Source organism: Gemmatimonadaceae bacterium, from assembly GCA_019637445.1.
Taxonomy (GTDB): Bacteria; Gemmatimonadota; Gemmatimonadetes; order Gemmatimonadales; family Gemmatimonadaceae; genus Pseudogemmatithrix.
Map to the genome: position 1 here is coordinate 973,235 of JAHBVS010000001.1, position 14,103 is coordinate 987,337.

General features: G+C 68.4%; 10 protein-coding genes and 2 tRNA genes. 4 read left to right on the top strand and 8 right to left on the bottom strand.

Translation table 11 applies throughout. The features are described 5' to 3' along the window. Positions 1-98: 98 nt before the first annotated feature. Genes KF709_04555 through KF709_04565 form a run of 3 tightly spaced genes read right to left on the bottom strand, consistent with a single transcriptional unit; the run spans position 99 to position 3,338 of the window. Positions 99-1,442: a Gfo/Idh/MocA family oxidoreductase gene (locus KF709_04555; GenBank protein ID MBX3173658.1), complete on the bottom strand. Its 1,344-nt coding sequence runs from the start codon at positions 1,440-1,442 to the stop codon at positions 99-101. A 7-nt stretch (positions 1,443-1,449) separates the two neighbouring features. Continuing rightward, the gene (locus KF709_04560; protein ID MBX3173659.1) at positions 1,450-2,637 is read right to left on the bottom strand and encodes a nucleoside permease; all 1,188 of its coding nucleotides are present in this window, start codon (positions 2,635-2,637) and stop codon (positions 1,450-1,452) included. Positions 2,638-2,660: 23 nt separating this feature from the next. Then, complete coding sequence (locus tag KF709_04565) at positions 2,661-3,338, bottom strand: DUF1080 domain-containing protein (GenBank protein MBX3173660.1); 678 nt, start codon at positions 3,336-3,338, stop codon at positions 2,661-2,663. A 319-nt stretch (positions 3,339-3,657) separates the two neighbouring features. On the opposite strand from KF709_04565, the gene KF709_04570 reads away from it, so the two are divergent. Next, positions 3,658-4,902 (top strand): Ig-like domain-containing protein, encoded by a 1,245-nt coding sequence (locus KF709_04570; protein ID MBX3173661.1) that lies wholly within the window; start codon positions 3,658-3,660, stop codon positions 4,900-4,902. 133 nt (positions 4,903-5,035) lie between these two features. On the opposite strand, the gene KF709_04575 is transcribed toward KF709_04570, so the two are convergent. Together KF709_04575 and KF709_04580 are read right to left on the bottom strand one after the other, a co-directional pair. Beyond that, positions 5,036-5,108 (bottom strand) — tRNA-Gln (locus KF709_04575). Positions 5,109-5,234: 126 nt separating this feature from the next. Further along, positions 5,235-7,022 (bottom strand): glutamine--tRNA ligase/YqeY domain fusion protein, encoded by a 1,788-nt coding sequence (locus tag KF709_04580; protein ID MBX3173662.1) that lies wholly within the window; start codon positions 7,020-7,022, stop codon positions 5,235-5,237. Between the two features lie 102 nt (positions 7,023-7,124). Here KF709_04580 and KF709_04585 point away from each other — a divergent pair, with 102 nt between their 5' ends. Then, positions 7,125-7,904, top strand: a complete 780-nt coding sequence (locus KF709_04585) for a response regulator transcription factor (protein ID MBX3173663.1) — start codon at positions 7,125-7,127, stop codon at positions 7,902-7,904. Continuing rightward, the gene (locus tag KF709_04590) at positions 7,901-9,091 is read left to right on the top strand and encodes a histidine kinase (GenBank protein MBX3173664.1); all 1,191 of its coding nucleotides are present in this window, start codon (positions 7,901-7,903) and stop codon (positions 9,089-9,091) included. The genes KF709_04585 and KF709_04590 overlap by 4 nt, the downstream gene beginning before the upstream one ends. Before the next feature lie 4 nt (positions 9,092-9,095). On the opposite strand, the gene KF709_04595 is transcribed toward KF709_04590, so the two are convergent. Both KF709_04595 and KF709_04600 read right to left on the bottom strand, forming a co-directional pair. Next, positions 9,096-10,796: a hypothetical protein gene (locus tag KF709_04595; GenBank protein MBX3173665.1), complete on the bottom strand. Its 1,701-nt coding sequence runs from the start codon at positions 10,794-10,796 to the stop codon at positions 9,096-9,098. 73 nt (positions 10,797-10,869) lie between these two features. After that, positions 10,870-13,149: a PQQ-dependent sugar dehydrogenase gene (locus tag KF709_04600; GenBank protein MBX3173666.1), complete on the bottom strand. Its 2,280-nt coding sequence runs from the start codon at positions 13,147-13,149 to the stop codon at positions 10,870-10,872. A gap of 79 nt (positions 13,150-13,228) precedes the next feature. On the opposite strand from KF709_04600, the gene bstA reads away from it, so the two are divergent. Continuing rightward, positions 13,229-13,756 carry a bacillithiol transferase BstA gene (gene bstA / locus KF709_04605; GenBank protein ID MBX3173667.1) on the top strand — a complete coding sequence of 176 codons (528 nt, stop codon included), beginning with the start codon at positions 13,229-13,231 and terminating at the stop codon, positions 13,754-13,756. Between the two features lie 212 nt (positions 13,757-13,968). Here the strand turns inward: bstA and KF709_04610 are convergent. Then, positions 13,969-14,041 (bottom strand) — tRNA-Ala (locus KF709_04610). Positions 14,042-14,103: the final 62 nt, after the last annotated feature.

Below are 14,103 nucleotides of genomic sequence, written 5' to 3' on the forward strand. Positions count from 1 at the left end.
GCTGTTCCCCCAAAGAGAAGACACAGAGAGCAAGCCGCGCATCAGCATCGCAGCAAGACCCTCTGTGTCTCTGTGCCTCTGTGGCAAAGCAGTTGCGGTTAGAGACTCCACCCCGCCCGATAAGCCGGCATCACAAACTCAGAAGGCGGCGTGACATTGGTAATCGCGCCGGTGTTCGGATTGAGCTCCAACACCTCCCCCATCCGCGACGCCAAGCACCCAAGCAGGATCATCTCCGTCATCGGCGCCGCATACGAGGCAAAGTCCGACCCCGCACGCCCGTTCGTCTTGCACGCCGAGATCCACTCCTGATAAACACCAGCAGTCCGCTCATACTTCTGCGGCAACGGCGTGGCACGCACTTCCGCATCCAACTTGGCGTCAAGCAGGCGCGGATTCTGCCCATAGGTGCTCGCCAGCATCATGCCCTTGGAGCCAACCCAGAGCTGCCCGCCTTCCGTGTCATGCGGCCAGGGATCATTCCCCCACCCAGCAGGCTTCGGCGGATACAGACTGCCATCGCGCCAGGTCAGCGTCACCGCGCGACGATTCCCAATCGCCGGGAACTCATACGTGATCCGCTCCACCGCCGGCGCCGTCTCCGTATACGGTGTCGTCACCTCGGGCGAGATGCGCGCCGGATACTTGAGCCCCAGCACCCAGTACGCCGCGTCCATGATGTGACAGGCCATGTCGCCCATCGCGCCCGTGCCGAAGTCCCACCAGCCGCGCCAGTTGAACGGCGCATAGCGCGGGTGGTACGGCCGCTCGGCGGCGGGTCCGAGCCAGAGGTCCCAATCCATCGTCGGCGGGATGTTGTGCATCTCCGTCGGACGATTGAGCGCCTGTGGCCAAATCGGACGGTTCGTCCAGAACTCGACGCGCTCCACTTCGCCGATCAACCCGGCCTCGACCCACTCGCGCATGAGGCGGATGCCCTCGCCGGCGTGGCCCTGGTTGCCCATCTGCGTCGTCTGCCGCGGCCGCCGTCCCGCCTCGGCCTGCAGCGCGCGGGCCTCGCCGATCGTGCGGGCCAACGGCTTCTGGCAGTACACGTGCTTGCCCATCTTCAGCGCCATCATCGCCGCCACCGCGTGCGTGTGGTCCGGCGTCGAGACCGTGACCGCGTCGATGTTGTTGCGCTCCTTCTCCAGCATCTCGCGGAAGTCCTTGTAGCGCTTCACGTCGGGGAACTGCCGGAACGTGCGCTCGGCCTGGCGCCAATCGACGTCCGCGAAGGCCACCAACTGCTCGCCACTCACACCGCGCACATCGCTGTTGCCCATGCCACCCACGCCGATGCAGGCGATGCGCAGCTTCTGCGTCGGCTGGTTCACGGTGTCGGCCAATGCGTGCAGCGGCCGCGGGATGCTGGCGGCGGCGCCAGCCGCAGCCATCGTACCGACGAACGAGCGGCGATCAAAGTTGGGCTTACGTGACATCAGGGTCTCAGGCCTCCGCAGATGACGGACCGTTCTTGGTCCGGAAGAGCACGAGGAACAGCACGAATACGGCAAGCGCGCCGTAGGCGGGGATTGGCCAGATCTTCGACCAATCGTGCAACGTGACGCCGCTGGCGTCATCGATGGTGGCGTAGCGATTCACCACCCAGCCCGACGCGAACGCGCCGACGAAGTAGCCCAGCCCGTTGGTGACGAAGTTGATGAAGCCCTGCGCCGCCGCGCGGATGGACGCACCCGCGCGCTGGTCCGTGTAGATCTGGCCGGCCACGAAGAAGAAGTCGTAGCAGACGCCGTGCAGCACGATGCCTGCGTAGATCATCCACATGCCGGGACCGGCATCTCCGCCGGCGAAGGCGAAATAGCGCGCGGCCCAAGCCGCCATTCCGACAAGCAGCACGTTCTTGATGCCGAAGCGCATCAGGAAGGCCGGCAGCAGCACCAGGAACACCATCTCGCTCATCTGTCCGAAGGTCTGGATGAACGCCGGCTCCGGCGCGCCGATCTCGTTGAGGTAGAGGTTCGTGAACGTGTAGTAGAACTGCAGCGGGATGCAGAGCAGGAAGCTGCCCAGCGTGAAGATCAGGAAGTCCTTGTGGCGCAGCAGCCCGAGTGCGTCGAGGCCAAAGGCGTCACGTACGCTGAAGGGCCGGCCCGCGGCCCGCGGCGGCGTCGCCGGAAGCGCGAACGAGAAGAGGCCGAGCACAATCCCGGCACCGGCTGCCAGCTGCATCGGCAGGGCCAGCGCGTCAGCCTTCAACACCTTGCCCACCAGGATGCCCGCCACGATCCAGCCGAAGGTCCCCAGGACGCGGATCAGCGGGAACTCCTTCGCCGGATCCTTGATGTGGTGGAAGCTGATTGCATTCGACAGCGACAGCGTCGGCATGTAACAAAGCGCGTAAACAATCAGCAGCGGATAGAACGTGCCGAACGCATCCTGGCCGCTCACGATCCACATCACCACGCCGCCCGCGATGTGCAGGACGGCGAGCAGCTTCTCGGTGGCGAAGAATCGATCCGCCACCATGCCGATGAAGAACGGCGAGATCAGCGCGGCGATGGCCGTGGCGCCGTAGGCGGCGCCGATCTGCGGATCGGAGAAGCGCAGCGTCTGGCCGAGGTAGGTGCCCATGGTGACGAACCAGACGCCCCAGACGAAGTACTGCAGGAACATCAGGACCGCGAGGCGAGTCTTGATCACCTTGAAAGCTCCCGGATGCGCATGCCGCGGAAGGCCACCTCGCCGGGATGTTCCTGCAGGGCGATGTGCCCGTAGGTCCCCCAGCCGTACGCGGGCCAGGCCGCGAACTTGGTGGTCGCGACCTTTGCCCTCCACTCCGGCGTCCAGAGCTCGTACTCCACGACCTTTACGCCATTCAGCCAGTGCTCGACGTGCGGGCCTCGCGCGATGATGCGTCCGTGGTTCCACTCGCCCACGGGCTTGGTCACATCGCGCACCGGGGCGTCCAGCCCGTAGTTCGCGGCGGCCGAGGTGAGCGTGCTGCGGCCGTCGGGCGCCCCGACGTTGTCGAGAATCTGGTACTCGGGCGCGTTCTCGTAGACGACGCGCGTCCCCTCGGTGGCGCGGTAGAACACGCCGCTGTTGCCCGTCTCGCTCACCCGCCACTCGAACTCAAGCTCGAAGTCCGAGAATTGCCGACGCGTGATGATGTCGCGGCGGCTCGCGCCGCGGAGGAGCACCCCAGTGGCGTCGTCGAACGTCCAGCCGCTCGGAAGTGTGTCGGAGCGATAGCCGCGCCAGGCGTCGGCGCGCTGGAGGGAGATCCACTCGCCGGGCGCGGCCTGCGCGCGGCTCGCGCTGGGCAACAGGAAGGCGAGGACGGCGGCGAGCGCGAGAGCCGGATGAAATCGCATGGGTCGGGGGAAGAGGACGGCAATTGGGGCGAGCCGAGAGAACGTAGGCACTCAGGGGGCGAACCGTAAGGCGGAACGGGGGTCCGAAGAGGCGCCGAAGCGCATCTATTGACCCTTCCTTGCACATCGCGGGAACTTGTACCAAGATTGTCCCAGTCGTCCGCCGCGCGTTCGCGTTGCGCGCTCGCGTCGGACCGCACGTTGCGCGGTGTCCTCTGCGGTGAGGCACCGTGTCCCTTCACCCCCGCACCGGTACAGCCTGATGCCGAAGCACTTCCTTCGAGCGCCCTGGGGGCGCCGTCTCACCGCCCTCGCAGCGGTGCCACTTCTCACCTTGGCAGCGTGCTCGAGCGATGACGACGGGGTTGGCGGCAGTTCAATCGTCGAAGTCGAAATCGTCACGGTGCCGAACAACCAGACGCTGACGCAGCTGATTCCTGGCAACACGCGTCAGATGCTCGGCGTGCCGACGAACTCGAGCGGCAACTTCGTGGATCGCGCGGTGACCTGGGTGTCGTCGAACCCGGCTGCGGCGACGATCGACGCGACCGGCCTCGTCTCGGCCGTTGCGGGCGGCACGACCTGGATCCGCGCCACCGCCGGTGGCCGCACGGACTCGATCTCCGTCGCGGTGCGCTACCCGGTGGGCACCATCACGATGGCGCCGGCCAACCCGACGATGCGTCGTGAGCAGGCGCAGCAGATGACGCTGACGATCCTCGACACGCAGGGGAACCCGGTCACTGGCCGCACGATCACCTGGGCCTCGAACAACGCGGGCGTGACGGTCAACGCCACGGGCCTCGTGTCGGTCGGCGCCGCCACGGCGGATGCGCAGGTCGCCACGATCACGGCCACCGCGGCCAACGCGTCGGACGGCGGTGTCGCCGTCAACGGCACGACGAACGTGACGGTGATGGGTGATGCCGTCGTCGCCACGGTCACCATCACCGGTGGCACGGGCGTCGATGCGATCGGCTTCCGCGGCAACACCGGCACCAACACGACGCTGGTTGCCACTGCCCGCTCGGGCCTCGGCAACGTCATCGTGACGCCGATTACCTGGTCCGGCGGCAATGACGCCGTTGGCACGGTCGACGCCGGTACGGGCGCCGTGACTTTTGCCGGCGGGGTCGGCAACCTCACCGTGACGGCGAACGCCACCGGTGCTGGCGCCGACGGTGCCAACGTGCTCGGCACGGCCTCCTTCGAAGTCGCGGCCGCGCTGACCTCCGGTGCCCCGGTCACCGCGCCTGACATGGCGGGCGGCAACGGCTACAGCTACGCGTTCGACGCTGTCGGCGGTGGCTTCACCAGCTTCACGGCCGTGGCTGCCAACGGCTCGGGTGACGGCGACCTGTACGTCTTCGACCCAGGCGTGACCAACTGGACGACCACGGACGGCGGTGGCTCGAACTTCCGCTGCCGCTCCTGGAACTCCGGCAACGGCGAGAACTGCGCCATCGGTACGGCCCTGCCGGGCTGGTACCGCGTCCGCCTCTACGCCTGGACCCCGGCTGGTGTGGTGTCCGGCATGCAGCTGACGGTGACCGGCGCGCCGTAAGCGCCCTCACCCGCAGTAGTGGAAGGGCGGCGTCTCCCCCAGCGGGAGGCGCCGCCCTTTCGCTGGCGCCGCAGTCCCACGAAACACAAAACGGCCACCCGCGTGAGCGGGTGGCCGTTTGCTTGCTGCGCGATTGCCCCTCCTGGGATCGAACCAGGAACCTTCTGATCCAGAGTCAGACGCTCTGCCAGTTGAGCTAAGGGGCAGCGTTTCCCCGGACGCGTCCGGGGAACCCTGAAATTATCGGCACCTGGAGCCCGGAGCAACCCTACGAGGCCTGCGTTCGCCAGCACGAGGCACCCGGGATGCTGCCCCATCCCGCCCCACGCCTCTCAGCCGCCCTTCTTCAGCTCCTTGGCCCAGCTGTCCCTGAGCCCCACGATCCGGTTGAACACGAGGCGCCCGGCCTTGCTGTCCTCCGGCTCGCTATAGAAGTAGCCCACCCGCTCGAACTGGTAGCGCGAGCCGATGGGGTCGGCCGCCACCGTGGGTTCGACCTTGGCGTCGGGAATCACCACTAGCGATTCCGGATTCAGCGAGACCATGAAGTCCTGGCCCTCCGGTACGTCGTCCGGGTCGGGCTGGGCAAAGAGCCGGTCGTAGAGGCGCACCTCGCAGCTCAAGGCCTGCGGCGCCGAGACCCAGTGGATGGTGCCCTTCACCTTCTTGCCGGAATTGGCGCCACCGCTCTTGGTCTCTGGGTCGTAGCTGCAGCGCAGCTCGATGATCTCGCCCGCCGCGTCCTTCACGACCTCCTCGCACTTGATGATGTAGCCGAAGCGCAGCCGCACCTCGTTCCCCGGCGAGAGCCGGAAGAACTTCTTCGGCGGGTCCTCCATGAAGTCATCGCGATCGATGTACAACTCGCGCGAGAACGGGATCTGCCGGGTGCCCGTCTTGGGCACGTCGTGCGGATAGTTCTGGGCCTCGAGCATCTCACCCGGGCCCTCGGGATAGTTCGTGAGCACGACCTTGAGCGGCTTGAGCACGGCCAGCACGCGCGGCACTTCCATGTTCAAGTCGTTGCGCACCGCGTGCTCGAAGATGGCGATCTCCACCCGCGCGTCCTTTCGCGCCACGCCGATCGTCTCGGCGAAGTCGCGGATGGCCTCGGGCCGCACGCCACGGCGGCGCAGCCCGGCAATCGTCGGCATCCGCGGGTCGTCCCAGCCGTTGACCTTCGCCTCGTTCACCAGACGCAGCAGCTTGCGCTTGCTGAGCACGGTGTAATCGAGCTCGAGCCGCGCGAACTCGATCTGCGTCGGGGGATTCTTGAAGCCCGCCTCGCGCACCAGCCAATCGTAGATCTCGCGGTTGTCCTTGAACTCCAGCGTGCACAGCGAGCGCGTGATGCCCTCGATGGCGTCGCTCAGGCCGTGCGCGAAGTCGTACAGCGGGAAGATGTTCCAGCTCGTCCCGCGGCGATAATGCTCCGCCCCGCGGCGGATTCGCAGCAGCAGCGGGTCGCGCATGATCATGTTCGGGTGCGCCATGTCGATCTTGGCGCGCAGCACGCGCTCGCCGTCGGCGAACTCGCCGTCCTTCATGCGGCGCAGCAGGTCGAGGTTCTCGTCCGCGCTGCGGTCGCGCCAGGGGCTGCGCGTGCCGGCCGAGGTCACCGTGCCGCGGTTGGTGCGGATCTGCTCCTCGGTCTGGTCGTCCACATACGCCTTGCCCTTCCGCACCAGGTCCTCGGCGATGTCATACAGCTTCTCGAAATAATCCGAGGCGTAGAACTCACCATCCCACTGGAAACCGAGCCACTGTACGTCGCGCTTGATGGCCTCGACGTACTTCATGTCCTCGGTAAACGGATTGGTGTCGTCGAAGCGCAGGTTGCAGCTGCCGGCGAACTCCTTGGCGATGCCGAAGTTGAGGCAGATGGACTTGGCGTGTCCCATGTGCAGGAACCCGTTGGGCTCCGGCGGGAAACGCGTGGCCGGGGGGCGGCCGAAGCGGCCGCTGGCCACGTCGTCGGCGACGAGCTCGCGGATGAAGTCGCGCGCGCGGGGCGCGTCGGGGCTGGGGCTGGTATCGGTCACGGAGATGCGGGCGCTGAGAGACGGGAAAGTTAACCACCGCCGCGCGCTGACGGCCGAGACTGCCGTCCAGGACTCCACCGCGCGGCCGACCCCGCCCGTCGCCACGACGGCCTGTCCCTGCTGCGGCACGGCTCGTCACGCGCCGGCGACGGCCCCTGCCCGCCTTCCGTACATTCCGGGATGCCCACGCGTGTGCTGATCGCCGACGACGAGCCCTTGGCACGCGAACGTCTTCGTGACCTGGTGCTCGAAGCGGAGCCCTCCGCGGAGATTCGAGAGGCCGGCCACGGCGACGAAGCCATTGCCCATGTGCGCGACTGGCGGCCGCAGGTGGTGTTCCTCGACATCCAGATGCCCGGCTGCGATGGTTTCGGCGTGGTTGAGCGCATCGGTCCGGAGCGCATGCCGCCCACCGCCTTCGTGACGGCCTATGACCAGCACGCGCTGCGCGCCTTCGAGGTCGCTGCCGTGGACTACCTGCTGAAGCCCTTCGACGACGCACGATTCCACGCAGCCTGGCGCCGGCTCACGGCGGGGCGGGCGACCAACGGCCTCGCGGATGAGGCCCGCCGGCTCGCCGAACTGCTCACTTCCGTGGCGCGGCCGGCCACCGACGCCGGGCGCTACCTCGAGCGCTTCCTGGTGCGCGTCGGCGAACGCACCCTGCTCGTGCCGGTGCAGGACGTGCGCTGGATCCAAAGCGATGGCAACTATGCCGACCTCTTCACCGCGACCGGCAAGCACAGCGTCCGCGAGACGCTGGCCACGCTGGAGGAGCAGCTGGATCCCGCCCGCTTCGTCCGGGTGCACCGACGCGTCATCGTGGCCATCGACGCCATCAGGGAACTCCAGCCGTGGTTTGCCGGCGACCAGGTACTGATCCTTCGCGACGGCACCAAGCTTCGCGTCTCGCGCACACGGCGCGAGGCCGTCGCGGCGCGGCTGGCGGGTCGCGCGTGAGCACGGCGCGCGAGGTGAGCACCGCGCGCGACGTGACCGCGCCGAGATCGGGCGGCACTCGTCTCGGCCACGGGGTGATCAGCAGCAGGGCCCTGCTGATTGCGTTTTGGCTGCTGCCAGCCGCCGTGGCAACGCTGGGCCTTCGCCTCGTGCCCTCCCGCCTGAACCCCGACCTGACGCTTGTCGAGGTCTTTGCCTCGCAGTTGCTGATCTGGCTGCCCTGGGCGGGTTGGTCGGCGCTCATCGTCGCGGTCTGCGAGCGCGTGCCCTTTGAGCGCGGTCGCATCGGACGCGCGCTGGCGGCACACGCCATCCTCAGCCCGGCGGTGATCGTCGCGCAGATCCTCATCATCTGGGAGGTCAGTCTCGCCTTCGGGATGAACGAACCCCGCGGCTTCGACAGCCGCGTACTCATCGGCATCCGGCAGTACGGCGACTTGTTGATGGTGGTGTACTGGGCCGTGGTCGGCGCCCAGGCAGGACTCGCCTGGCACGCGCGCTGGCAGGAGGAATCGCTGCGGGCCGCTCAACTGCGCGAGGACCTCGCCACGGCCAGCCTGCAGGCCCTGCGCGCGCAGCTCAACCCGCATTTCCTCTTCAACGCACTGAACTCGGTGGTCACGCTGATCGGGCGCGACGCCAGCACGGCGCGCGCGATGCTCGTGCGACTCTCGGACCTGCTGCGTGCGACGCTGGCCGCGGGCGACGCCCAGGAAACCACGGTGGCGCAGGAGATCGCGCTGGTGGCGCACTATCTCGAGATCGAGCAGGTGCGCTTCGCGGACCGGCTGAACGTGCAGTGGACGCTGGACCCGGGTGCGAATGAGCTCGCAGTCCCCGCGTTCACACTGCAGCCCTTGGTGGAAAACGCCCTCAAGCACGGGCTCGGCCGCCGGCAGGGACCGGGAAGCGTGGAGGTGATCACGCGCTGCGAAAACGGGACGCTCGAGCTCGTGGTGCGCGATGGGAGCGCGGCGAGCACGACGGCGGCGCCGGGCGTGCCGCAGCAGCGCTCGAATGGCGCCGGTATTGCGCTCGCCAACCTACGGGCGCGCCTCGAGCGCCTGCACGGCGTCACCGCCTCGGTGGACCTGCAGCCCAACTCCGTCGGAGGCACCGACGCCGTCGTGCGACTGCCCGCGAGGGGCAGTGCCGCCGCGTCACCGGCGTCGGTCCGAAGCCGGTGATCCGCTAGCGCTGCTTCGGCAAGGCCAGTTCGCGCAGGATCACCTGCGGCAACGGCCCTCGCTCGGACTTGCGCCCGCCCTGCTCGTCCCAGAAGGGCCAGGCACTCGACGACACGAAGAAATAGCGATCGCCCAGCAGGGCCCCGACGGTCGGCTCGCCTTCGTACGCGTCTCGCTCCTCGAGCACTCGAACGTCCTCGAGGCCGTCGCCCGTCGCGTTGAGCAGCAGCTGCAGGACCCGCGGACGGGAACCGCCGTTCTGCACGGCCACCAGGCTGCCATCCGCCGCGCGCAGCAGGCCGTCCATGCCGCCGATGCGCCCGCCGGCAGCCGTGGTCACTGGCGCGACGACATCGGAACGCAGGTCCCAGCGGAACAGGCCGCGCGACCAGTCCGCCACCCAGGCCACCGCAGCATCCGGTGACACGGCGATGCCCTGCGGCGACCTGAGTCCTTCGGGGCGCAGCACCTCGATGGCCCTCGCACCAGGCCGCAGGCGATAGAGCTGCGCGCGCAGACCGTCACTGACCAGTACCGTTCCGTCGCTGGCCAACGCCAGCTCGCCGGGGGCACCGCTGCCATCGCCGAGCAGGTGGCGTTGCGCCACGCGTCCGCTGGCAAGGTCGAAGGCCACCAGTTCCGCACCCGGTGTTGGCGGCAGCCCGTCGCGCCGCATGTACGGCAGGTCGGCGGCCGTCACCCACAGCAAGTTGCGCCGCACATCGAGCCGGACACCCATCGCGGCCCCGAGGCCTTCGGCGCCCGACGCCAGCACGGGCTCGGCCGCTGCGCCGGGCCGTACCCGATAGACCGTGCGGTGCCGGATGCTCGTGACGTACATCGTGCCGTCGCGGGGATCGACATCGAGGCCCTCGGGAAAGAAGGTCGTGTCATCGATGACGAGGCGCGGTGCGCTCAAGCTGTCGCGCAGCCCGGCCGTCGTGTCCTTCACCACCCGACGCGCGGTCGGCCGTGCTGGCGAACGCGCCAGCGCCGTGCTGGCGGCCCGCTGCAAGGCGCGGACGGTCGCGCTGTCCACGCTGCCGGAGGGGAAAGTGGCCGGGAGGGATTCCGGCGACACGCCCGCCAGACGCGCGTAGATGACCGCCGCCGCGAGATAGGTGCCCAAAGGGGACGCGTGCAGACCGTCATCGTGGTACACGTTGATCGGTGGGTCGCTCTCCAAGGCCGCGGTGAAGGCATCACCGGCCGGCGCGAGGATGCCCTGCACCGCGAACGCCGCGTTCCAGTAGCTCGTGAGCGCGGCGTCCGCATCAAAGCGGCGCGACGCAAACGGCCAGATCTGGTAGAGGACGGGGTCGGCACCGGCCTCGCGGATCGCGGGCCCGAAGATTCGCGTGTAGTACTCGAGATTCGCCTGGCTCTCAGGCAGCGCACTGGTGCCTTGCTGCAGCACGACCCACTTCCATCGCGAGTCCTGCAGCGCCTTGGCCGCCTGCCCAATCGCGAGATGGTCCTCGAGCGCGAAGTTCGGCGCCGACACCTCACCCGTCCGCAGCCCCGTATCGCCGACCTGACGGGCCATCCACCGGACCATACCCGGCAGGTCGTTCACATACGTGTGCGAGTTGCCGATGAAGAGCACGGCCCGGTCGCCGACCGCCCGGGGGATTTTTGGGTCGGGCAGTCCCAGCGGCAGGCAGCCGAGGACGCCGACGAGCAGGGAGGCAAGGGCGTATCGCATACCGGACGATGGCGCGCGGGACGGCACCAGGCCTCGGCTGCGGGGCCAACCGTTCGCAGACCGTGGCGAACCGCTAGCGGGCGATACGAATGATGCTGGGCGCCGCCAGCACATAGAGCGCGCCATCCGGCCCCACGGCCAAGCCGGTGATGTACTCCTTCAGCTGGGCGAACGCCGCCGGCCGCCATCCGTCGGCGGCGTCGAGGCGGTAGACCCAGCCGCGCCCGAAATCGGCAAAGAAATAGTCGCCCGCAAAGCGTTCGCCGAAGGAACCGCCGGCGGGATAGAAATCGCCGCCGATGACGGCGTCACCGTCAAAAAGCGTCGGTGATGCGCTGTGGCCGTAGGCCAGCAGCGGCGCATCCAGCAACGGCGTCTCGGTCACGCCTTCCGCCTGCGGCCAACCGAAGTTGGCGCCGGCCCGTCCGACGTTGATTTCCTCCCAGGCCGCCGCGCCCACGTCGTTGATGTGCATGCGGCCCGTGGCCGGCGAAATGCTGAACGTGAACGGGTTGCGCAGGCCGATGGCCCATATCGCGCGTGCCACGCCGGTGGTCTGCGCCAGGAACGGGTTGTCCGCCGGAATCGTCCCATTCCGGTTCAGGCGCAGGATCTTCCCGAATGGCGTACCCAGATCCTGCGCATTCAACGGCATCGTCGCATCGCCGACGGCGATGTAGAGCTTGCCGTCCGCGCCGAAGTGCATCGCACCGCCATTGTGCTTGGCGACCTCGCCAAGTGGCGGCAGCTCGAGCAGGACCGTGGCGCTGCCGGGCAGCGCCACGTCGCCGTCGGCGGTGAAGCGCACGATGCGATTGTGCGCCGCCGCGCCGTCCTCCTCGCTTGTGTAGTAGAGGTAGACCCACCCCGTGGTCGCGAAGTCGGGATCGAAGGCGACGCCGAGCAGCCCGCGCTCGCCGTCGGCATTCGACGGCACCGTCACGAACGGCGTCGGCAGGAGCAGGCCGTCCTTGATCACCCGAAGCGCCCCGCCCTGCTCGGTGACGAACAGTCGGCCGTCCGGCGCGAAGGCCATCGCTGTCGGATAGCCGCTGAAGCCCGAAACCCAGACGCTGCTCCAGAAGCCGGCCTCGAGTTCAACCGCGCCGGAGAACTCCACCGGCGCGCGCGACCACTCGGACCAGTTCCCGGCGGCGTCGCGCGCGCGCGCGCGGAACGTGTGCCTTCCGGAGGCGTAGCTCGCCGTTGTGAGCAGTGTCGCGGTGTATGGCGGCGACCCGTCGACGGCGAACACGGAATCGTCGATGGCGAACTGCACTTCGACGACACCCACGTCATCTGTGGCCGTCGCCGCGAGGTTGATGCTTCCGCTGAGTCCGCGGGTGTCCGCCGTCGGCGAGGTCAGCGTCGCGACGGGCGGCACCGCGTCCGATCCATCAGCGGCCTGCACCACGACCTCCACCGGTTCGGTCGAACGCGACTTGCCGCGTGCGTCCTCGGCACGGAGCGTGAGCTGCAGGCGGCCCGTGCCCAGGGGCGTGACGTTCATCGCGTAGCTGGATTGCCCGGGTTGCGATGCCACGCTCGCGACCACGTCGCCATCAAGGAGGGCTTCGAGGGTGAATGCGTCCCCATCGGCGTCTGAGACCTGCGCGCTGACGGCGATTGCCTCGCCGAGGGTCACCGTCGCTCCGGCCCCTGGTCCGAGCAGCGCGACACTGGGTGCCGCGTTGGCCGCGCCGATCGAATCAAAGCGCGCCTCGACCGACAGCGCTGTCGCGGGCACGACGACCTCGCGCTCGAACACGCCTCCGTCCGACCACTCGCGGAAGGAAAACTCGCCTTCGCCGAACTCCTGCGGATCCACCGGGCGTAGGCTCCGCCGCATCCCGACGATCGCGGTCTCCGTGTACGGCGTGGACCGCGGCTGGCCATCCAACGAGACCTGCAATCCGGAGGGCTCGGAAAGCAGCGTCAGCTCGGACAGCAGCGGCGCGATGTCGACGAAGGCGGTGTCTGCCGCGCCGTCCGCGTCGACCGCCCGCGCGTAGATGCGGAGAAACACCTCCGCCTCCGTGTGGCCGAGGCGCGGGATTCCGAGCGCACCGGCAGACCCTGGGGTGACAGGGTGGAACGGATGCGTGTGCGTACCGTGGTGCAGTTCCACCCACCACGACAGCGCGGACGCCGGGAGCGAGCCCTGCTCCGGATCGCTGCCCGCGACGAGCACGCCGATGGTGTCACCGCCCGACCACTGGAGGGCCGGCAGCGGCCCGATAACCGCCGCCTCGGGCGCCAGGTTGGTGGGAGGTCCGGCGTCCTCGCCGCAGGCGAGCACGGCCAGGACGCAGAGGGCACCGAGTGGCCGAAGGACGCGAACTGCCCCAGGCATCGCAAACATGACGCAAACTTACTGCGATTGCGCGCTCCGCTGCTCCTGCGCAGGGTGCCGCGGCCCACGCTAGCTTCAGGTGATGAGCACCGACCTCCGCTACCCCATCGGCCCCTGGGAGCGTCCCACGGGCGTCACGGCCAGCCAGCGCGAGGAGTGGATCGCGGCCATCGGCAAGCATCCACAGGAGCTCTCCTCGGCCGTGGCCGGGCTCTCCGATGCCCAGCTCGACACGCCCTACCGTCCCGGCGGCTGGACCGTCCGGCAAGTCGTGCACCACGTCGCCGACTCGCACATCAACGCCATGGTCCGGTTCAAGCTGGCGCTGACCGAGGACAATCCGACCATCCGGCCGTACGACGAGGCGCGCTGGGCCGAGCTGGCGGATATGCGGATGCCCATCGAGGTCTCGCTGCGGCTGCTCGAGCCGTTGCACGCGCGCTGGGTGTCGGTGCTGCGCTCACTCACACCCGCCGAGTTCGGGCGGCCGTTCCAGCACCCAGAGACCGGAGCGCAGACCATCGACACCGCGCTCTCGAACTATGCCTGGCACGGCCGGCACCACACGGCACACGTGACGGCGCTTCGGGCGCGTGAAGGCTGGTAGGTCCACGGGAGGCGCGAGGGCTCGCCTTCCTCGCGCGGCGGCCAGGCGCGTGCAACCAGGCCCCAGAAACGCCAAACGGCGCGGACCTGAGTCCGCGCCGTTGCCATTTCAGCCGGTCCTGCAGGGAGCCACGCACGCCGTCATTGGAACTCTACGTCCTACCGATCGGCGGCGGGCATCTTGTCCTGCAAGGAAACCAGCGAGACTACGTATGGAGCTGAGGGGGATCGAACCCCTGACCTCTGCAGTGCGATTGCAGCGCTCTCCCAGCTGAGCTACAGCCCCGGATCGCGCACCGGTCAGGTCCCTGTCTGGCCAACATATCCCAGACGAACACCAAAGGTTCC